Origin of the sequence: Acinetobacter sp. BY419, from assembly GCF_019038395.1 — a bacterium.
GTDB lineage: Bacteria > Pseudomonadota > Gammaproteobacteria > Pseudomonadales > Moraxellaceae > Acinetobacter.
Genome location: NZ_JAGFXZ010000001.1, coordinates 42261 through 64742 on the forward strand (window position 1 = coordinate 42261; position 22482 = coordinate 64742).

Here is a 22482-nt window from a genome sequence, read left to right on the forward strand (position 1 = left end):
AGGGCTTCACAGTGGCCTTACATCTGCCTATATATCTGTTCGTCGTGGAATTATTGTGGATCAGCTTGAGTTGTTTTTAACAGCGTTTGCAAGTTGGCTGCTTTTGGTTTTACCAACCAGAACTTACGGCTGTAGAAGTCAAACTCATGGCGGATCTTGTACGCCCAAGCACTACCCGTTTCTTTAATATGTTCATCGAGAATACGACCCAGGAACGCTTTATGCTCTTCCATCGCTTCAGTTGAAATACGATTCAGCTCAATCAGTTCGTGGTTATAATGATCAACGAAGTCATTATCCAGATCAAGTACATAAGCAAAACCACCGGTCATACCCGCACCGAAGTTATGCCCGACTTTACCCAGTACCGTCACAATACCGCCCGTCATATATTCACAGCAGTGATCGCCAGCACCTTCAATCACGGCAAATGCACCCGAGTTACGTACTGCAAAACGTTCGCCTGCCGTACCCGCTGCATACAACTTACCGCCAGTGGCACCGTACAAGCAGGTGTTACCAATGATCGCGGTATTTTGGGTCTGGAAAGGTGAACCTTTTGGCGGGAAGATCGAGATACGACCACCGGCCATGCCTTTACCGACATAGTCATTGGCATCGCCTTCAAGGCTGATATGCAGACCACCGGCATTCCAGACACCCAGCGACTGACCTGCAGTACCGTTCAGGTTCACTTTGACAGGATGTGCTTCCATGCTCAAGTTGCCATAACGTTTCGCAATCTCACCGGATAGCCGTGCGCCAATCGAACGGTCACAGTTACCAATCGAGAAACTATATTCACCACCTGTTCCGGCTTCAATCGCAGGCAGGATTTCCGCTACCATTTTCTCTGCCAGAATACCTTTATCAAATGGCGCATTGCCCTGTACTTCGCAGTACTGTGCTTTACCTTCCGCGGCAGGGTGTGATTCCAGTAATTTACTCAAATCCAAATGCGCATGCTTGGCAGTTTCACCTGGCAAGACTTCCAACAGATCCGTACGGCCAATCAGGTCTTTTAGACTCGAAACACCAAGTGCCGCCAGCCATTCACGGGTTTCTTCAGCAATAAAGGTGAAGAAGTTGATCAGCATTTGTGGCTCGCCGATATAATGCTCTTGACGCAAATGGTCTTGCTGGGTTGCGACACCGGTTGCACAGTTATTCAGGTGGCAAATACGCAGGTATTTACAACCGAGTGCAATCATTGGGGTAGAACCAAAACCGAAGCTTTCAGCCCCCAGAATCGCAGCTTTTACGACATCTAGACCGGTTTTTAAACCGCCATCCGTTTGTACGCGAACTTTACCACGCAGATCATTCACACGAAGGGCTTGATGTGCCTCAGCAAGACCCAGTTCCCACGGTGAACCTGCATGATGAATTGAAGAAAGTGGAGAAGCCGCTGTACCACCGTCATAACCTGAAATGGTAATGAAATCGGCATATGCTTTCGCTACACCTGCCGCAATCGTACCGACACCCGGTTCAGAAACCAGCTTAACTGACACCATCGCCTGTGGGTTAACCTGTTTTAAATCAAAGATCAACTGTGATAAATCTTCAATTGAATAGATGTCGTGATGCGGAGGTGGCGAAATAAGCGTTACACCCGGTACAGAGTAACGTAAACGGGCAATCAGACCATTCACTTTACCACCCGGCAACTGACCACCTTCACCTGGTTTTGCACCTTGCGCGACTTTAATTTGAAGGACTTCTGCTGATGTTAAATAAGCAGGTGTCACACCAAAACGGCCCGATGCAATTTGTTTGATTTTCGAGTTACGGATGGTGCCGTAACGCGCTGGATCTTCACCGCCCTCGCCTGAGTTCGAGCGACCGCCAATCGTGTTCATAGCAATTGCAATCGCTTCATGTGCTTCAGGTGATAATGCCCCCAAAGACATGCCGGCAGAGTCAAAACGCGGCAGGATCTCTTCCACCGATTCCACTTCATCAAGCGCAATCGAGTTATCTGTTTTCAGTTTGAACAGGTCACGAATGGTCGTAATCGGACGGTTGTTGACCAGTTCTGCATATTCTTTGAAATCAGCATAGTTACCTGAACGCACTGCTTTATGCAGCGAGTTGATCACGTCCGGATTAAAGGCATGATATTCCTTGCCGAATACGAATTTCAGCAGACCGCCCTGATCAATGGGCTTACGGTTTTTCCAGGCAATATCTGCCAGCTGTTTTTGATCATTTTCAAGGTCAACAAAGGTTGCACCCTGAATACGGCTTGGCACACCGATGAAACACTTATCTACAACTTCATCCGATAGACCGACTGCTTCGAACAACTGACCACCACGATATGAAGCAACCGTTGAAATGCCCATTTTCGACAGAACTTTGAGCAGACCTTTCTCAATCCCCTTACGGAAATTGTTTTGTGCATAAATTGGATCACCCAATAACTCGCCTTTCGCAACCAAATCATTGATCACGTCATAAGCCAGATACGGATAAATCGCTGTTGCGCCAAAGCCTAAAAGCACTGCGAACTGATGCGGATCACGTGCAAAACCGGTTTCAATAATCAGGTTCGCATCCGTACGCAAACCACTATTGATCAGGTAATGATGCACCGCACCAGTCACCATGAATGCATTGGCTGGCAAGTAGCCTTCACGGATTTTCTTGTCCGAGAGTACCAGCAAGGTTTTACCATCACAAATTGCTTGTGCTGATTCTTCGCAAATACGTACGATTGCTGCTTGCAGACCTTCAGATTCGGCATAGTTCAGATCAATATCTGCAATTTCATAGCCCGCACGACCCAAGGTACGGATTTGATGCATTTTAGAGTTTGAAAGTACCGGACTTGATACGATCAGACGATCGGCATGTTCAGGGCCCTGTTCAAATACATTTTGTTCACGGCCAAAACAGGTTTCCAGTGACATCACAATCGATTCACGCAGTGGATCGATTGGCGGGTTGGTCACCTGTGCAAACTGTTGGCGGAAATAATCCGATACATGACGAACCTGACGTGACAATACCGCCATCGGGGTATCATCACCCATTGAACCGACAGCTTCCTGACCACTTTCGGCAATCGGACGCAATAACTGGTCACGCTCCTCAAAGGTCACCATGAACATTTTTTGTGCCGCTTTCAGGCCATCGCCTTTTAAGCCTTGATCACATAAATATTCTTCCAGCTCTGGGCTACCTTGCAAACGTACAGAATTTTCTCGTAACCATTCACGGTATGGACGCATACGTTTTAGATGATTATTGACATCTTGCGTATCCAGCACCTTGCCGGTTTGTGTATCAATGACCAGCATTTGGCCCGGGCCCACACGTCCTTTAGAAATCACATCTTCAGGTTGATAACCCCAGACACCAATTTCAGAAGCCAGCGTGATATAACCATTTTTGGTAATCACCCAACGTGCAGGACGCAGACCGTTACGATCCAGCATACAGATCGCATGACGACCATCCTGAATCACCAGACCCGCAGGGCCATCCCAGGCTTCCATGTGTTTTGAGTTAAATTCATAGAATGCACGCAAGTCCGCATCTAGAGTTTCCACGTTCTGCCAAGCAGGCGGAACCAGCATACGCAAGGCACGGAACAGATCCATACCGCCACCCACCAGAATCTCCAGCATATTGTCCAGGCTTGAAGAATCCGAACCGGTACGGTTCACAATTGGATTTAGTTCAGTTAAACCTGGCAATAACGGATTTTCAAATTTTGGCACACGTGCCATGGCCCAGTTACGGTTCGCAGTAATGGTATTGATTTCACCATTGTGCGCCAGGTAACGGAACGGCTGTGCCAAAGGCCAGCGCGGTAAAGTATTGGTCGAGAAGCGCTGATGGAACACCACGATATGGGATTCCAGACGTGGATCAGCCAGATCGGTATAAAAATCTGCGATCGCTTCCGGCATCATCAGGCCTTTATAACTGATGACTGTTGAACATAAGGTCGTGACATAGAAGGAAGTGTCATTCACCAACAATTGTTCTGCACGACGACGCGCCAGGAACAGCTTGCGGTTAAATTCAATTTCAGTTACACCCATTGGGCAGTTTACAATCACCTGTTCAAATGCTGGCATAGATTGCAGGGCTATTTCACCCAGAGCATCTACATTGGTTGGAATCACACGCCAAGCCAGAACGATTAAACCTTCAGCTTCAATCTCTTTGTTTAAAACCTGTTTGGCATGTGCAGCAATGGCAGGATCAAGATTCAGGAACACCGAACCCACAGCAAAGACTTCACTTAAGGTGGTATCACTTAAGCGTTTTGCTTCTTCACGGAAGAATTTTTTTGGCATTGCCAAAAGTAGACCACAACCATCCCCAGTCTTGCCATCCGCGGCAATACCACCACGATGGGTCATACAACTCAAACTATGAATCGCGGTCTTGACGAGATCATGGCTTGCATCACCCTGCATATGGGCAATTAAACCGAAACCACAGTTATCTTTAAACTCATCCGGTTGGTATAAACCTTGAGCGGGAGCTACATTATTAGGCGATGGCATGTGCATAGCGTACCCTTCTTTCACGAAGCCTCAATAGGCTGTTAAACAATCTAAATTCTTCTCTGCGCTGCGTCTAATGGGCTTTCGAAGACCGTCTTGGTAAAGCAAAAGCATTTATCTATATTTCTTCAGCGTAGTCCTTTTTCAGACCGAACGCATAAAAAATAAAGTTTATTTTGCTGATGAATAACATAAAAATCAGGAATAAATATGACATTCACACATTGTCATCGAATCATTTTTCGCGCTAAAACAGGGAGATTAATTCAATTCATGCACCAATAAAGCAAATTCCATGCCAATAAACAGCGCATAAATTAAAACCATACAGATGACAAAGATTTAGTGCAGATTCGCGCCAGACTGGTTATTTTTAATGTGCTTTTTTTGCACCAAAAGCGCCCATTTTTAATTCTGTAATTTTTTCAATGCGCTATTTTAGAACGGACTAGTTAAATGGATCACTAATCTCGTTATTTTGAGGGCGAGGATTACTGCCCTGCGCAGGTCGATTATTGTTCTGCGGTTGAGGTGTGCTTTCTACAGCGCTTTCAGATGTCTGTACATCAACCACATTTCCAGATGAATCACGACGCACAATCGTCGTACTGGTCGTGGCAGCATCAGAGCTACGCGGCTTGGCCTCAGTCTGGGTTTGAGGTTTGACGCGCACAGATTCATCTACTTTTGGCAAAGGCACATTTTTCAAACGAACTTCATAGAGCTTTTGATTACTGGCCAATTCCTCTGAACCCAGACTATTTACCAGACTGACATACTGCTGCATGCGTACCACTTCCGGTTTGACCGAAGCAGGCAAGCTTAAATCTAGTGTAGCGAGTGCCTGATTAGCTTGTGCCGCAGTCTTATATTGTCCATACAACAGCACATACTGTTCAGGCTGATTTTCACCCGATATTCTTAAATAAATAAAAGGCTTACGATCTGACTGTTTCTTAAGGAAACTTTTTAATATCGCTTCGTTGGTCACGCGAAACAATTCAATTGCATGCTGGTTTTTCGCTTCATTAACAAACTTGGTCCCGCGAAATTCCGGTTCATGATTGGCATTCACTATGGTACGTGTACTCAGATCCAGTGGTTTCACTTCCTCCAAAAGCGCACCAAGTTGGGTCATTGTGGCCACTTTTTCTGGTTGAATTTGCAACTGGACTTCAGTTTCAGGTTTTTTTTCAATTTCAATGATGTCATCTGAATCGGTAACTGCCCAGAAGATCAAGGCAGCATACAGGCAGCATACACCACAGACCAGCCAGAAATAATGCTGAATCTTTTGCCAAGGAGTATGTAGTGCTGCCATAAAACTAACCTATGCCTGGTTGGCTAAAATTGCCTGTTTCATTAACTCAAGATCAAAGTCCCGGGTAATCACTGCTTGGCCTAATTGCTTTAATAACACCAGACGCAATTGTCCATTTAAGACTTTTTTGTCATGGGCCATATAGGCCAGAAAATCATCCAGAGGGATTTTAGGGCAAACGACAGGAAGTTTGGCACGGAAAATGATTTTTTTTGTACGCTCGAGATCATCTGGAGAAATCCAGCCCATACGCTGCGACAGATCTGCAGCCATCACCATGCCGGTTGCCACAGCCTCACCATGTAGCCAGACCCCATAACCCAAGTAGGATTCAATCGCGTGCCCAAAGGTATGACCCAGATTCAGCAAGGCACGTTCACCCTGCTCTTTCTCGTCATTGGCCACGATCCGGGCCTTATGTGCACAGGAACGATAAACAGCTTCAGCCAGTAATTTCTCATCACGACCAACCAGAGCATCCATGTTCTCTTCAAGCCAGAGTAAAAATGACTCATCACCGAGCAGCGCATATTTAATGACTTCAGCCAGACCCGCGGAAAGTTCGCGATCCGGCAAAGTAGAAAGCTGCGACATATCGGCCAGCACAACTTGGGGTTGCTGGAAAGCACCAATCATGTTTTTACCCAGTGGATGATTAATTCCGGTTTTTCCACCGACACTTGAATCTACTTGCGATAGTAAAGTGGTTGGCACCTGGATGAAGTACACTCCGCGCTGGAAACAGGCTGAAGCAAAGCCGGCCATATCCCCAATCACACCACCACCCAGCGCAAGCACGGTACAATCCCGGTTAAACCCGGCTTCAAGCAATGCATCAAAAATCAGATTCAGGTGCTGGCTATCCTTATATTTTTCACCGTCAGGCAAAATGCAGGTCGCAACACGCTTATTCAAAGCCTCAATCGCAGTTTGATAATGCTGCAAATAAAGTGGCGCAACCGTGGTATTGCTCACAATCATCACTTGCTTGCCATGAATATAGGGTGCCAATAAGGCCTGTGGATCCAGATCGCTTCCAATAAAAATAGGGTAACGACGTTCTCCGAGTTCTACATATAAGGTTTGCATGCTTGATTAACCACTTTATTCAATGAACTTAGTTTTTGGAAGTAATGAGATTGAGAATCCGCTGCGCCAGATCTCGTGCAGCACCCTGATTGGTCTCAATAATATGATGCGCCACTTCCCGATACAAGGGATCACGAACTGCCAATAAATCACGTAACTTCTGTTCCGGATTTTCGACTTGGAGAAGTGGACGGTTTTTATCGCGATAGGTACGCTGCAATTGAATTTCAACCGGCGTATAGAGATAAACGACGATGCCGCGCTGTTTCAGATATTCCCGGTTTAGAACCTGAGTAATGGCACCACCACCGGTGGCTAAAACCAGATGGGGACGTGAGGTAAGCTCATTAATTACAGCAGTTTCACGGTCACGAAAACCCTGCTCCCCTTCTTTCTCAAAAATCCAGGGAATGGTCGCGCCTGTTTTACGTTCAATTTCATGATCACTGTCTAGAAATTCGCGTCCTAACAATTCTGCGAGATGTCGTCCTACTGTTGTTTTACCGGCCCCCATCGGCCCTACCAAATAAATATTTGGTAGGGTTTCAAACTCTTTGCTTGGCAAGGAGTCACCTATTCGTTTTGTTAAATTCAAAATATATTAATGATTTCTTGAAACACTGTCATTAACAATTCGAGGTGTAACGAAAATCAGTAGCTCACGTTTATTATCCGACTTTAAATCTTTACGGAATAAACGCCCTACATAAGGAATATCACCCAGGAAAGGTACCTTGGTTTGTGCATTACGGGTTTCTTGCTCAAAAATACCACCCAGAACCACTGTTTCCCCATTATCAACCAAGACATTGGTATTGATCTGGTTTTTATTAATAGTGAGTTGTCCAGTCGGAGTCGGGTTGCCTGGAGAGTCGCTAGTAATATTGAGTTCCATCTGTACTTTGCCATCTGGAGTAATACTTGGCGTAACATCCAGACTTAAGGTGGCATCAATAAATTCAGTAGTGGATACAGCATTAGCACCTCCACCTTCAGCAGATTGATACGGAATTTGTGAGCCAGATGCAACTGTGGCTTTCTGTTTGTCTGCTGTGAGTACTTTTGGTGTTGAAATGACTTCACCATAGCCATCCGCTTGTAATGCGGAAAGCTCAAGATCCAGCATAAAATCAGAAAGACTGATTAAACCAAAAGCAATACGACTTGCGCCCGGACTGGTTACGCCTAAGTCCACATTCAGGTTTTGGGGACGTTGAATCTCATAGGTATATCCACCCAAATCACTTTCTTTAGGATCTCTGAGATCCCACAATGTCGTTTCACTACCACCGACCAGAAGGTTATTATTGTTGGTAATCCCTTGTGACAGAATTCCCCATTTCACCCCCATCTCTTTGGTAAAGTCAGTGGTTGCTCGGACAATACGTGCTTCGACCATCACCTGTTTAACCTGTACATCGAGCAGATCCACCATATTACGAATTTTATCAATAAAGAGCTGAGTATCATTCACAATAATGGTATTGGTTCGTGCATCAACAGACACAGAACCACGTGAACTCAATAAGCTTTCTCTATCATCATTATTTGTAGTGTTACTCGAACTACCCGAACTAGATGCCCCTTTATTCTGCGTAATCAGTTTCTCAATATCTGCCGCTTTGGCATAACTGAGCTGCATATATTCAGTCTGAATCGGTGCAAGTGCAACACTCTGCTTAATAGCCTTAGCTTCTTCCTCTTCAGCTTTAATCAGTTCTGTCACAGGTGCAATCCAGATCACATTACCATTACGGCGTTTATCCAGATTTTTGGTTTTCAGTACAATATCCAGCGCCTGATCCCACGGCACTTCTTTTAAGCGCAAAGTAATATTGCCTTGCACACTGTCCGCAGCCACCATATTGATATCGGTAAAATCTGCCAATAACTGCAGCACGCGACGCACTTCAATATCCTGGAAATCTAGCGAAATTTTCTTACCGCTATAAGCGGCGGTTTTAGGACGTAATGGACTCTTGGCTTCCGGACGTTTCAAGCTGATGGTCAGCTTATTATCTGTTTGGTAAGCCATATATTCATAGCTTTCTCCAGACTGAATCGTAATGACCCCTGAGCCATTTTGATTGACTGCATCCACACTAGATACAGGAGTCGCGAAATCATTCACATTCAGACGACGGGTCAAATGAGTCGGGATCTGAGTGCCTAAGGTTCGAACAATGATTTTGGTACCCTGCTGCTGTACATCGACCGGGGTATTGTTGCCTACCAGATCAATCACCACCTGACCTTCGCCTTGTGCACCACGCTGAAAACCAATATTGCTAACACCCTGAACCGACTGCTGCTGCACAGGTTGAACTATTGCACTTGGAGTTGCCGAGTTGATTTTAAGAATAAAGGTATTACCTTCCACGCGAGTAGTAAAGGCTCCAGCTTCGGTCAAGTTTACAGTCAGACGGGCACGTTGTGCATCTGAAGTCACATCAACTGAACTGGCTTCACGTGTTGCGACTGGAATGTTGCTTTGTTTTAAGTTTTGTTGTGCCTTGTCAAAGTCCAGAATCAAACGTGACGGTGACTCTAATTGATAGGCTTGTGGCTGAGGTGGCAAACCATTAAACATCACCCGAATTTCAGTTCCTTGACCAGGAAGCTGCATAGGTACCACATTCGTTACGGCCACTTGTGCGCTAGCTGCTTGCATCACCGCAATCGCAACAGCACCCATTGAAAACTGACGAAACACACGATTCATTGTATTAGCATCCCCAAAAATAAATTCTTTAATACTCTTATTCATTGTTATTCCTTTAAAACCTTATGGCGCCGGCCCGATGAGAACCAGACTTCGCGGACGTTCCACATATCCCTCACGGCCATCTGGAATAATTTCAATCAGATTGATCTGTGTTGGTGTAATTCCAATTACACGACCATGATTAAGTCCCATATAGCTGCCACGCTGAATCCGCTCCACCTCACCATCAGGTGTTTGGATTAAAGCCAGAATCTGTCCTGCCTGATTACGCATACTGCCTTTCATGGTCAAGGTTTCTAGCGGATAACTTTCTAGTGGTTGCAACTGACGTGACAAATTTGGATAAACCCGTTTCCCTGCCATAATTTTCAGTTCAGCAGCCAGAGAACTTGGTAGGAAAGGGCTTTTGATCTGGTGCGCCGCATAATTAAACATTTCAACTGGCATAAAATCAGGTGCAGGTTCAATCGGTAAAGGGGGTTGATTACGAATATTGGCCATTTCCTGGTTGACCGCATCAATACGTGAATCACATCCCACTAATAAAAACCCGAGCGTTAAAGCCGAAGTAATTTTAATTTTCTTCATTACTGCGCCCCCTGAGTTGTGCTGTTAGCTGTAGCTTGCGTTGCAGCACCATCCGCATTACCGACATAACGATAAGTTTTGGCTTTCACTACATAATCAATAACCGGAATTTCAGACTTTTTCTCTTTGTTTTCAGTACCGGTAATAGTGAAATCATGTAGCGTGACGATACGCGACAAGCCGGCAATACTGCTCACAAAGGAACCAAAAGCGTGATAATCGCCGGTCGCTTCAATTGAAATCGGCTGTTCAATAAAGAACTCTTGTTTAATTTCAGGTTCCAGACGGATATTTTTAAACTTCAGGCCCGAATTCACGCCGCTCAGGTTAATATCTTCAACCAGGCCCGGAATTTCAGTTTCTTTCGGCAATTGCTCTAACTGCTGGTTAAAACGGGCTTCCATTTCCTGAAGCTGGATTTGATATTGTTGCAAATTGCGTAATTTAGATTCTTTTTCACGGAATTCATTCAGCAGGTTTTGTTCCTGAGCACTGGCCTGTGAAATCGATTCAATGGTGCTTCTGATCATGACAAAGTAAATCACTGCAAATGCAAAAGCGACAATAAAAATCCAGCAGGTAATTTTGACCGACAAAGGCCAGCTGCCATAATTATTTGGATCTAGGGTATTGAATTGTTGAAAAAACTTTTCAAGATTCATTTTGTTTTTTGGTACAGCGACGACATCCTGACCGAACTCATCGTATTCGTCATTACTCATGATGATGCCCCCGTAGTTGTAGTGACTGCTTGTTGTTCTTCGTTAAGTACTGGCTGAGCGATCTGATCCAGATCTACGGTCACAGTAAAACTGCCATACGACTCTTCTACACGTGGAATGATCGAGCTTGGCGTCTTTTCTTTCGCTTCTTCAGCCACCAGGAAAGCGTTCATAAAGGCATTCCGATACCAAGATGAAGCTTCCAGATTACGTAGCAGTTCAGCTACGGTATTAGGACTCTCAGCTTTACCTTCAATGGTAAATTTGTCGCCGGTACGCTGAAATTTGGTGATGTACATATTGCTCGGGGTTACCCGCACAATTTCATCAATCAGATGTACCGCAATCGGACGCTGGGTTTGCAAGCCCTGAATTAGCTTCATCCGCTCGACAATCGCATTACGCTGTTCTTGTAAACCTTCTAGCGCTTTTAACTGCACATCCAGATTCTGGTTGGTGCTTTGAATCAGCTGATTGGCCTGTTCCTGATCCTGCAGTTTATGATCATAATAAAACCAGGTTGAACCTCCCGCCGCCAATCCTAAGAATAGCGCCCCCACGCAGATTGCCACGAATTCATTATTTCTTTTAATTCTCAGCTCATCACGCCAAGGAAGTAAGTTAATTCTTGCCATTAATCAAAACTCCTTAAGGCCAATCCGCATGCAACCATGAGTGATGACGCGTCATTTTCAATTTTTTTAATATCAATTTGAGGAGAAAAGCCCATTTGCAAAAATGGATTCGCGATCGTGACCCGGTAACCGAGTTTTTGTTGTAATAATTTTGCCAGACCTGGAATATTGGCATTCCCGCCGGCCAGTAAGATATGGTCAATTTCGTTAAACTGAGAAGATGAAAAGAAGAATTGCAATGAACGGGCTGCCTGTTGTACCACTGCATCCAGAAATGGCTCTAGTACTTCAATATCATAGTCATCCGGCAAAGCACGGTTTTTTTTAGCGCGCCCGGCTTCTTCAAAAGACAATCCATAGCGATTCTGGATTTCCTGAGTCAACTGCTTGCCACCAAACACCTGCTCACGGGTATAAATAATCTTGTTGTTCTGCATGACCGACAAGGTTGTCATACTATGACCAATGTCTAAAATACCGACCGTATTGACCCCCATCGGCAAAGTATCCGAAAATACTTTAAAGGCATTTTCCAGCGCAAAACTTTCTACATCGGCAATCTTGGGCGTGAGTCCGGCAATTTCCAAAACCTCAGAACGTGCTTCGACATTTTCGATGCGTGTCGCCACCAGAAGTACATTTACCCGGTTCGGATTGGCAAGACGGTCTGGCAGAACTTCAAAGTCCAGGCTAGCTTCATCGAGTGGGAAAGGAATGTATTGTTCTGCATCTTCACGAATCTGAACTTCACGTTCATCATCCGACATGTCTGCATCCATCTCAATGATTTTGGTGATGACCATTGAAGTTGGAATGGCAAAAGCAGCCTGAGTCGACTGGGTATTGCCCAAATTAATTGCGCGCCCAAGGGCATCTGCGACTGCTTCTGGGTTTAAGATGTTTTTTTCAACAACACTGTTTTCCGATAATGGGACCAAAGCATAGCTCTCTACCCAATAACGGCCACTTTTTACAGAAAGTTCCAAAACTTTAACAGAAGTCGAACTAATATCGACTCCTATTAACCCCTTATTTGGTTTACGATATAACCTACGCACAATAATACACTTCCTATTATTTTTTTGTCCCCAATTCAATCTAACTTACCAATTGGTCCAGTCTATAATTTTATATAGATACAATAACTGATCTAACAATATGGATATCGACAGGATATACTGACCGGTAATTAGTTCGCCATTAGCTCTTATTAAAACTTACTTGTTATGAAAAAGCTATCTTGTTCAGGCCTTGTTCGTCCATTTTTTTTGATCATTATCATTATATTGATCTCAATTCCGATGGGTTTCTATGGCATGTATCTCTATATTGCCCCATCTTTGCCTGAAATGTCCACGCTTCAAAAGGCACCTTTATTGAAGCCTTTACAAGTATTTAGTTCAGACAATGAATTAATTGCCGAATATGGAGGCAAACTTTCAGTTCCCGTGAAATATGAACAAATTCCGCCCGAGTTTATTCACGCTTTCCTGGCGGCTGAAGATTCCAGCTTTTTTGAGCATAGCGGAATCAGCTTTAAAAGCTTGGGACGCGCGCTCAGTGAGACAGTCACCGGTTCCGATGTCCAGACCGGCGGTTCGACCATTACCATGCAAGTGGCAAAAAACTATTACCTCAGTCCTGAACGGACGTTGAAGCGTAAACTGACTGAAATTTTTCTGGCCCGTAAAATTGAGCAAAACTTAAGTAAAGAAGAAATTCTGACCTTGTATGTCAATAAAATCTTTCTCGGGAAAAATGCCTATGGCATCGCGGCAGCAGCTAAAATTTATTACAACAAGAGTCTAGAAGAACTTTCGACTGCACAAATGGCCATGATCGCTGGCCTGCCTAAAGCCCCTTCCCGATACAATCCGGTCGCCAATCCCAAACGTGCTTTGGAACGTCGTAACTGGATTTTAGGTCGTATGCTACAACTGGGCTATTTAAACCAGAGCCAGTATCAGCAAGCCATTGCTGAGCCGGTTAATCTGGACATGCCCGATCGTAGCACCCGTAATAAATTCCCGTATGTCGGTGAAATGGTACGTTCTGAACTGGTGCAAAACTTTGGTGAACAAGCAGTAGATTCGGGTTATAAAGTCTATACCACTATCAGTAGTGAACGTCAGACCTATGCGGAGCAAGCGGTACAGGAAGGCTTAGAGGCTTATGATCGTCGACATGGCTGGCGTGGTGCTGAAGCACATGATCAACCACTGGACAAGTTCCGTGCCTATGCCAATACCTATCCTGCTCAAGTGACGAAAGTAGGCAGTTCCAGCTTTGAAGCACTCATGCAGGATGGAAGTAGCGTGACTGTCCCCTGGTCAGGTATGTCTTGGGCGCGTCGCTTTCGTAGTGTCAACAGTGTAGGCGGTGCACCGAGCAAAGCCTCCGAGATTGTCAAAGTCAAAGACATTGTTCGTTTAAGACCCAATGAAAATAAAACGTCTTGGTCACTGGTACAGATTCCAAATGTGCAAGGACAGTTGATTGCCATCAACCCTAATAATGGTGCGATTGAGGCCATTGTTGGAGGATATAATTTTTATCAATCGAAATTTAACCGTGCGACCCAAGGCTGGCGCCAACCTGGCTCTACAATTAAACCGTTTGTTTATGCACTGGCTTTAGAGCGTGGTATGACTCCACATAGCATGGTCAATGATGCTCCCATTACCATTGGCAAATGGACGCCGCGTAACTCGGATGGACGCTATCTTGGCATGATCCCCTTACGTCGCGCACTTTATCTATCGCGTAATACGGTTTCAGTACGCTTATTACAGACCGTTGGAATTGAACGTACCCGTCAGTTATTTATGGATTTTGGTTTGCAGGACAGTCAGATTCCACGTAACTATACGATTGCCTTAGGCACTCCGCAGGTACTCCCGATTCAGATGGCCACCGGCTATGCCACTTTTGCCAATGGCGGTTACCGAATCCAGCCGCATTTTATCACCCGTATTGAAGATGCTTATGGCAATACTATCTTTGAAGCTAAGCCTGAATATGCCTGTATTTCATGTATCAATGAAAAAGAAGAATCAACGCCAGTCACCGAGCCCATTACTGCAGATGACGAAGCAATCGCAATTAACAATACAAGCCTAGAGCAGAAACAGGCTGCACCCAAAGTCTCTGCCGAAGACAGTAATTATCGTCAGGCACAGCGGATTTTAAAATCCAGCTCTGCCTATGATATGGCTAATATCCTGCGTGATGTGATTCAGCATGGTACCGGTCGTGCTGCCTTAAGAATTGGTCGAAGTGATATCGGCGGGAAAACCGGTACCACCAATGATGCCAAGGATGCCTGGTTTGCTGGCTTCAATGGCAAGTTAGTCACCGTGACCTGGGTCGGCTTTGACCAGCCGAAAACTTTAGGTCGCCGTGAATATGGCGGTGTCGCAGCTTTACCGATCTGGACCGATTTTATGGGCAAGGCATTAAAAGACCAGCCCGAAGCATGGGTACGGTTTGACCGTAATGCCAAGGCACCGGTGAATCGCACCAAAGTGGTTCAGGCTGACGAAGCACAGAATGATCCATCTTCTCCGCCTCTGGCAACAGCACTATACCGCCCTGCACCTGTGGTCGTTCCGAAACGGACAGAAACTGACTTTGAAGACTTGCCAGATCAGCCCATTCGCCTACCACAAGAGGAAGGATCTACATCGCAAGAACAGCCTCTTCAGCCGAACCGGGTAGATTCTCTGGAAAATCTGATCGAAGAAGTCCAGTAATCTGCAGCTATAAAAAAGCCCTCGATTGAGGGCTTTTTTATGCTCAATTTTTTATTTTTTCTGGAAGAGGTAAATCTGATATTGCGCCAGCAATTCAAACTGATCCTGCTGTTCAAGTGCTAAACGGCGTTCAGGTTTGGCCTTATAGGCATATGGTGTCATGGCAATCAGGTTTTTCAAATCTGTCTGCGGCAAAATCATCGGTGCATCAATTACCTGCTCACTGATCAGATCAAATTCATCTTGCAGTTGCTCAACAAACTTCTGTGGCTCGTGTGGTTTCACTTCTTCAAATAAAGCCTCACGCATGGCATATAAATGTTGGGGTGCCGGTGTCACCACCAGCAAATAAGACTTCGGCTTTAAGACGCGCAGGATTTCCTGTTTGGGAATCGGACTGAATAAACTGGTACAGAGATCAATCGACTCATCCAGCACGGGTAGAGTCGCGCCGGTTCCCACAACCCAAGTCATCTCTTTATTCAGTTTGGCCGCGACCTGAACTGCGTTCTTGGCAATATCAACTCCGACGCATTGTAGTACTTCAGCCTGCATAGCATCCGTATAGTAGCCTTCGCCACAGCCAATATCCAAAAGGTTTTCAATTCGCAACTCACGAATCTTTTCCACGACGGCCTGCTGCAACGGCGCATAATAACCCGCACTGAGAAATGCGCGACGTGCCTGCACAGATTCAGGGGTATCTCCCGGATTTTTGCTGTGCTTGTGCTGAACCACATGCAGGTTCACATAGCCTTGTTTGGCCACGTCGTAGCTATGATGATTCTCACATCGCCATGTTCTTTCATTTAAGCTCAACTGCTGGCGACAGACTGGGCACATGAGTAAATTCATCATTTTCTCCAAAAACAAAAAAGCCGGCATGCGCCGACTTTTTCCAATGCATTTCTTAGCGCAATTTTAAGGTCATTAGACCCAAAACTACCAGCATAATCGTAATAATCCAGAAACGGATTACCACCTGGGTTTCACGCCAGCCTTTCTTCTCATAGTGATGATGTAGCGGCGCCATCAGGAAGACACGTTTATTGCGCATTCTCAATGAACCAATCTGCAAGAACACCGAAACCGCTTCTACTACAAACACACCCGCCATAATCGCAAATACGATTTCCTGACGCACCATGACTGCGATGGTTCCCAACATTGCGCCCAGTGACAAAGCACCGACATCCCCCATAAACACCTGGGCTGGATGGGCATTGAACCAAAGGAAAGCCAGACCCGCGCCAATCATGGCCGCACAAACCACCACCAGTTCAGAAGAATATTTCACATAGGGAATATGCAGATAATTGGCAAAACGCACATCTCCTGCCAGATAGGCAAATACGCCCAGACCTGTAGCAACCAATACGATTGGCATGATCGCCAGACCATCCAGACCATCGGTCAGGTTCACGGCATTGGAGGCACCGTTGATGACGAAATAGGTAAAGATAATAAAACCAATGCCCAATGGAATAACCGACAGTGGAATGCTTAAATCCTTAAAGAACGGAATCAGCAGATCCAGCATATTCGCGGTATGCACCGGATTGGTCTGTTGCTGCGCAATCACATACAGGGCAATACCGGCACCCAAAGAACCGACTGAAGTCCAGAAGAATTTTTTCTTCGCAGGCAGACCGGCATTGTCTTTATAGCGGATTTTAATCCAGTCATCGGCCCAACCCACTGCTCCGAAAATCACCATTACACCCAGCACGATCCATACATAAGGATTGGAAAGATCCGCCCAGAGTAAAGTTGAGATACCAATCGAAAGCAGGATCAGCACCCCGCCCATGGTTGGCGTTCCCATTTTCTTGGCATGGTTTTCAGGAGCATACGAGCTGACGGCCTGACCGTATTTGAGTGCCTGAAGCTTGCGAATCATCACAGGACCCAGCACCAGACCAATGGTGAGCGCCGTCAGGACGCTAAGTAAAGCACGTAAAGTTAAATAACGAACCACCTGAAACGTGCTGTCAAAGCCCGCCAAATGTTCAAAGAGCCATAACAGCATTTAGAGTTTCTCCATCAATGCAGCCATCAATGTTTCCATATGGGTATAACGCGACCCTTTAAACAGAAATGACATCGGCTGAGGTTGATGTGTTTCAATCAAATGAATTAAAAATGGCAATGCCTGCTCCTGATTCAGGAAAGCCTGCATTTTTTTACCATATTGCGTACTACGTGCACCTTCTTGTGCAGCCGGGGCAAATTCGCCCACAGCCACTATAAAGTTGATGCCTTTCACCGAGACCAGATCCCGACCGAGTTTATAATGTTCCATCGCAGCAGATGAGCCGAGTTCACCAATATCGCCGGTCACCATGACCCGGATACCCTGCTGCTGCGCCAACACTTCAGCCGCTGCACGCATCGAACCCGGATTGGCATTGTAGGTGTCGTCAATAAATAAATATTCTTTGTGCGGAATAAAGTTCAGACGACCTTTCGCGCCCACAGCCTGTTCCAGACCTGCCACGATATCATCCAGACCAACACCAATCGCCAAGGCAAAAGCTGCTGCTGCAGTCGCATTTTCAACATTATGTTCACCGGCAAAAGGCAGCTGTACAAATTTGGAGCCTTGCGCCGTATTTAGCCTAAAGGTTGAAGACTGAGCGTCGAGTACCACATCGCTAGCATAAACCTCACCGCCGGCACCAAAGCTCAAGCTTTTTTCAGTTTTTACTGCGGCACGAATCGTATCAGCAAAATCATCTGCGGCAGGAATAATTGAAGTCTCAGCGACATGTGCATAAATTTCGGATTTCGCCCGGCAAATGCCATCACGACCGCCAAACTCGCCCAAATGTGCGGTACCGATATTGATGATCCCGGCCACATGCGGCTGCACCATTTTCGAGGTGTAATCAATTTCACCCTGATGACTCGCACCGAGCTCCATCACTGCATATTGATGTTCAGGTCGCAACTCAAGCAACATCACCGGCACGCCGAGGTCATTATTCAAATTACCACGCGTCACCAAGGTCGGGGCCAGACGTGACAGAATGCTTCCCAGCATTTCCTTGGTGGTGGTCTTGCCACTGCTGCCGGTCAAGGCAATGACTTTGAGCTGCGGATTTTGCTGCCGGCGATAAGCGCCTAAATGACCTAGTGCCAAACGGGTATCTTCGACCACCAGCTGGCAAATATCTGCATCTACCGGATGGCTCACAATGGCGATTTCACAGCCTTTAGTAGCCACTTGCGCAATAAAGTCATGCGCGTCAAAACGCTCACCTTTCAACGCCAGGAAAGCATCACCTGCTTCTGCATCACGTGAATCAGTCAGAATCCGCTTGATTTGGCCCGCAGGCTTTTTATCGTTCAGCCAATAGCCTTGAGTGGCCTGCTGCAGTTGTTCTATGCTCCACGGCTCCAGCGCCGCAGTACTTGTTGTTGAGGTATGCATATTAAATCCTAATGCGCTGAATAGGCTGAATCTGTACTGCAATGCTGTGCATCAAGCGCAGCCTGCACTTCGATCACGTCATCAAACCAGTGACGTATACCATCAATTTCCTGATAATTTTCGTGCCCCTTCCCTGCAATCACGACAATATCACCAGCCTGTGCGTATTTAACGGCGAACTTGATCGCTTCACGACGGTCATGAATTTCATGATAGGTTTTGCCTGAAAAATCGATGCCATTTTTCATATCAGCAAAAATTTGTGCCGGATCTTCGGTCCGCGGGTTATCAGAAGTCAATACCGCAATATCCGAGCCTTCTAATGCGGCTTGAGTCATCAGTGGACGTTTACCGCGATCACGATCGCCACCACAGCCGAAGACTGCCCATAACTGATTTGACACATGGCGCTTCAAGGTGACTAAAACCTGAGTCAATGCATCAGGCGTATGTGCATAATCTACGACGAATAGGCGCTCGCCATCACGCAGCACCTGCATCCGGCCTGGTGCACCTTTGAGCTGGGGTACAATCGCAATCAAACGGCTCAGGTCAAAGCCGGCCTGTTCCGCCATGATCAGACTGGCAACCAGATTTTCAATATTGAAATGTCCCAGCAGCGGGCTGCGGACGGCATAGCGGCCCTGTGATGTTATGAGCTGAAATTGGGCACCTGAAATGCTGTATTGAATATCCTGAACCTGATAATCCGCTTTTTGTGTGGTGGAATAAGTCAAAATTCTGGGTTGTGCCGGATTATTTTTCGCAGCTTCCAGCATGATCTGTGCATGTTTATCATCAATATTGATAACAGCCACTTTTAAAGATTCAAACTGAAATAAGCGTGATTTTGCTTCCGCATAGGCTTGCAGCGTCCCGTGATAATCCAGATGGTCACGGCTCAAATTACTATAGCCCGCAATCTCGATATCACAACCATTCAAGCGGCCCTGCTCCAGACCATGCGAGCTGGCTTCAATCGAGGTAAATTCCGCACCGGCCTTTGCATAGCCATGCAAGGCATTTTGCAGTTGCAAGGCATCCAGGGTGGTATGCGAAGAAGCTTCCAGATTTGGCAAAATCCCGTTACCTGTGGTACCCATCACCGCACAGGCTTTACCTTGCAGCATGATTAACTCAGCCACCAAGCGAGAAATCGTGGTTTTACCATTGGTGCCGGTAACTGCCAAAATTCGAGCAGCTTGAATAGGTTGAGTAGCTTGCAAATACTGCTTTTGCCACTGTCCCATCAGATGACGTACATCTGTCACCACCAAACTTGGAGATACATCCAGCTCAGTTTCTGAAATCACAGCCAATGCACCCTGCTCTAGAGCTTTCTGGGCAAATTGAGCAGTTTTTTCCGGTTGAGACAGGCTGGTCAGGGCAATAAAAATTTGTCCCGGTTTGACTTTACGACTATCCAGCTCGAAGCCCTGAAAGGATTGTGTCATCCAGTTAGCGACATCGTGAGGGGTGTAGAGATCTTGAAATGTAATAGACATTGATCACCTATTTACTGGACTTTGGGAGGTTCTAAAGGTTTGTCCAGAGGGACATTCAGCAGACGCAGAGATTCCTGCATCACGCGGGCAAAGACCGGTGCGGATACCGTACCGCCATAGTAGGTGCCTTGTGGATTTTCCACCACCACCACCATGGCAATCCGTGGATCACTGACCGGTGCCACACCGGCAAATAAAGCCCGGTATTCATTGGTCGAATAACCTTTACGGTCGGCACGCAATTTATGTGCAGTACCGGTTTTACCTGCCACGCGATAGCCTGGAATAGTGGCGCGTGTCGCTGTACCGCCCGGCAAGGTTGCGGTTTCCATCATCAGCAAGACTTGATCTGCGATATTGGCGTCGACCACCTGTTCACCCTTAGGCTGCTCTTCCAGCTTGTACAGGCTCAGCGGCATTTTCACGCCTTTATTGGCTAGCATGGCATAGGCATCAGCCAGCTGAAGTACTGTTGCGTTCAGACCATAACCATAGGACATGGTCGCCACTTCTGACACATTCCATTTACTTGGCGGCAGAATCAGACCGGCACTTTCCCCGGGGAACTTCACCGCTGAACGCTGACCAAAACCGAGGCGTTTGTAGAACGTTGGCAAGGTTTCATAAGGCAGCGACAAGGCCAGTTTCGCCACACCGACGTTAGAAGATTTCTGTAGAATGCCGCCGAGTGTTAACTGGCCATAGTTATGCGTATCACGAATGGTATGATTGCCGACCCGCATACTGCCCGGCGTGGTATTCACGACTGAATTCGCCGTATATTTGCCACTTTCCAAAGCCATCGCTACAGTGAGCGGCTTCATGGTAGAACCTGGCTCGAAAGAATCGACTGCACCGCGGTTACGCATCGCATCCTTGTTCAGCAAGCTATTTTTATCATTGGGGTTATACGATGGCCATGAAGACAGCGCCAGAATTTCGCCTGTTTTGACATCTACGGCAATTGCAGTAGCTGAACGGGCATTATTGGCAACACCGGCCGCAGTCAGCTCACGGTACATAATATATTGCAGACGAGAATCGATACTCAGGGTAATATTTTCGCCTGGTTCAACCTCTTTAATTACTTCCGGCTCTTTGACCCGGTTACCTTTTTTATCGCGAATGATCTGCTGCTCGCCATCCTCTCCGGAAAGACGGCTATTCAGCTGCATTTCCAGACCTTCAATCCCGATACCTTCACTATTGGTCAGGCCAATAATCTGAGAATTCGGCTGTGGCTGCGGATAATACCGTTTATAGTTTTTCTCGGCATACACCCCCTGAAAATTACGCTTCATGATCAGTTCAGCCTGTTGTGGCGGAACTTCTTTTTTCAGGATCAGATAACGCGAACGCGGGCGTTCTTGCATTTTTTTACGCAGTTCTGCCCGATCCATACCGACTGCATCGGCCAGCTCATCCAGATCCAGGTTTTTATCCGGCAGTTGACGTTTGAGTTTACGGCTATCCGGTTCTTTTTCCAGCGCCAGCATGGTCTCGTCATAGAGTTTTTTATTGTCAAAATAATCGCGTGGATCAATCACGATTTTCATGATCGGGGTACTGATCGCCAGTGGCACACCATTACGATCATAAATCACACCACGCATCGCCCTGATGGTATTGGTTCTTAAAATATTGGCATTGGCTTTATTTTGTAAAAAGTCTTTATTGATAATCTGCACATAAAAGGCACGGCCAATCAGTGTAATAAAACACAAGAGCACCACCGCCCACATGATATAAAAACGATTGATATAAACATTCGATGCATTTTTGTCGGTGACTGCTTGTTTTTTACGTACCGGTTGCTTCTTTCTTTTGTCTATCATGTCCGAGCGCTGGCCTTATTTTTTCTCATCTGAAGTTTGTGGTAAGGAAATCACGACACTCTGTGAAACCGGTGGTGAATACATCCGCAGCTGGGTCACAGCACGCGTGCCAATCTGTGCAGTTGCGCCAAAGGTTTGCTGTTCAATCAGCAAACGACCCCACTCTGCATTCAGATCATCACGCTCACGCAAATAGCTACTCAGCTGTCTGGTGTCCTGACGATATTCAAAGACCTGAAATACCACAAATACTGCACTGATAAAGACCATCAGTATCAATACGAGATAGATGGTGGCTTTTTTAAGCCACAACTTTTCTAATTTTTTATCAACCACTTCAGTTTTCATGAT

The 22482-nt window shown here is 46.1% G+C and carries 16 protein-coding genes; 1 reads left to right on the plus strand and 15 read right to left on the minus strand.

Features of this window, described 5'->3' with window-relative positions:
- Window positions 1-50: 50 nt before the first annotated feature.
- From gltB to KUG37_RS00265, 9 genes are all read right to left on the minus strand, one after another.
- The gene (gene gltB / locus KUG37_RS00225; RefSeq protein ID WP_216940060.1) at window positions 51-4526 is read right to left on the minus strand and encodes a glutamate synthase large subunit; all 4476 of its coding nucleotides are present in this window, start codon (window positions 4524-4526) and stop codon (window positions 51-53) included.
- Window positions 4527-4974: 448 nt separating this feature from the next.
- Window positions 4975-5847, minus strand: a complete 873-nt coding sequence (locus KUG37_RS00230; protein ID WP_216940062.1) for a hypothetical protein — start codon at window positions 5845-5847, stop codon at window positions 4975-4977.
- Window positions 5848-5856: 9 nt separating this feature from the next.
- Window positions 5857-6936, minus strand: a complete 1080-nt coding sequence (gene aroB, locus KUG37_RS00235) for a 3-dehydroquinate synthase (RefSeq protein WP_216938117.1) — start codon at window positions 6934-6936, stop codon at window positions 5857-5859.
- A gap of 28 nt (window positions 6937-6964) precedes the next feature.
- Window positions 6965-7501, minus strand: a complete 537-nt coding sequence (gene aroK, locus KUG37_RS00240) for a shikimate kinase AroK (protein WP_216938115.1) — start codon at window positions 7499-7501, stop codon at window positions 6965-6967.
- A 36-nt stretch (window positions 7502-7537) separates the two neighbouring features.
- Window positions 7538-9703 (minus strand): type IV pilus secretin PilQ family protein, encoded by a 2166-nt coding sequence (pilQ, locus tag KUG37_RS00245; protein WP_216940064.1) that lies wholly within the window; start codon window positions 9701-9703, stop codon window positions 7538-7540.
- An 18-nt stretch (window positions 9704-9721) separates the two neighbouring features.
- Window positions 9722-10249: a pilus assembly protein PilP gene (locus tag KUG37_RS00250; RefSeq protein WP_216938111.1), complete on the minus strand. Its 528-nt coding sequence runs from the start codon at window positions 10247-10249 to the stop codon at window positions 9722-9724.
- The gene (locus tag KUG37_RS00255; RefSeq protein WP_216938109.1) at window positions 10249-10971 is read right to left on the minus strand and encodes a type 4a pilus biogenesis protein PilO; all 723 of its coding nucleotides are present in this window, start codon (window positions 10969-10971) and stop codon (window positions 10249-10251) included. The genes KUG37_RS00250 and KUG37_RS00255 overlap by 1 nt, the downstream gene beginning before the upstream one ends.
- Window positions 10968-11606, minus strand: coding sequence for a PilN domain-containing protein (locus KUG37_RS00260; protein ID WP_216938106.1), 639 nt, complete (start codon window positions 11604-11606; stop codon window positions 10968-10970). The genes KUG37_RS00255 and KUG37_RS00260 overlap by 4 nt, the downstream gene beginning before the upstream one ends.
- Window positions 11606-12664, minus strand: coding sequence for a pilus assembly protein PilM (locus KUG37_RS00265; protein WP_216940066.1), 1059 nt, complete (start codon window positions 12662-12664; stop codon window positions 11606-11608). Before KUG37_RS00265 ends, KUG37_RS00260 begins: the two co-directional genes overlap by 1 nt.
- A 168-nt stretch (window positions 12665-12832) precedes the next feature.
- On the opposite strand from KUG37_RS00265, the gene ponA reads away from it, so the two are divergent.
- Window positions 12833-15358, plus strand: a complete 2526-nt coding sequence (ponA, locus tag KUG37_RS00270) for a penicillin-binding protein PBP1a (protein ID WP_216940067.1) — start codon at window positions 12833-12835, stop codon at window positions 15356-15358.
- Between the two features lie 51 nt (window positions 15359-15409).
- Here ponA and KUG37_RS00275 read toward each other — a convergent pair whose 3' ends face one another.
- Genes KUG37_RS00275 through ftsL form a run of 6 tightly spaced genes read right to left on the minus strand, consistent with a single transcriptional unit; the run spans window position 15410 to window position 22479 of the window.
- Window positions 15410-16213, minus strand: coding sequence for a putative RNA methyltransferase (locus KUG37_RS00275; protein ID WP_216936691.1), 804 nt, complete (start codon window positions 16211-16213; stop codon window positions 15410-15412).
- A gap of 55 nt (window positions 16214-16268) precedes the next feature.
- Entirely contained in the window at window positions 16269-17387 is a 1119-nt protein-coding gene (gene mraY / locus KUG37_RS00280) for a phospho-N-acetylmuramoyl-pentapeptide-transferase (RefSeq protein WP_216936690.1), read from the minus strand.
- Window positions 17388-18791, minus strand: a complete 1404-nt coding sequence (murF, locus tag KUG37_RS00285; protein ID WP_216936689.1) for a UDP-N-acetylmuramoyl-tripeptide--D-alanyl-D-alanine ligase — start codon at window positions 18789-18791, stop codon at window positions 17388-17390. It lies immediately after the preceding gene.
- Between the two features lie 8 nt (window positions 18792-18799).
- A complete protein-coding gene (locus KUG37_RS00290; RefSeq protein WP_216936688.1) occupies window positions 18800-20296 on the minus strand; it encodes a UDP-N-acetylmuramoyl-L-alanyl-D-glutamate--2,6-diaminopimelate ligase in 1497 nt (498 codons plus the stop codon).
- A gap of 11 nt (window positions 20297-20307) precedes the next feature.
- The gene (ftsI, locus tag KUG37_RS00295) at window positions 20308-22131 is read right to left on the minus strand and encodes a penicillin-binding protein 2 (protein ID WP_216936687.1); all 1824 of its coding nucleotides are present in this window, start codon (window positions 22129-22131) and stop codon (window positions 20308-20310) included.
- 15 nt (window positions 22132-22146) lie between these two features.
- The gene (gene ftsL / locus KUG37_RS00300) at window positions 22147-22479 is read right to left on the minus strand and encodes a cell division protein FtsL (protein ID WP_216936686.1); all 333 of its coding nucleotides are present in this window, start codon (window positions 22477-22479) and stop codon (window positions 22147-22149) included.
- Between the last annotated feature and the right edge of the window lie 3 nt (window positions 22480-22482).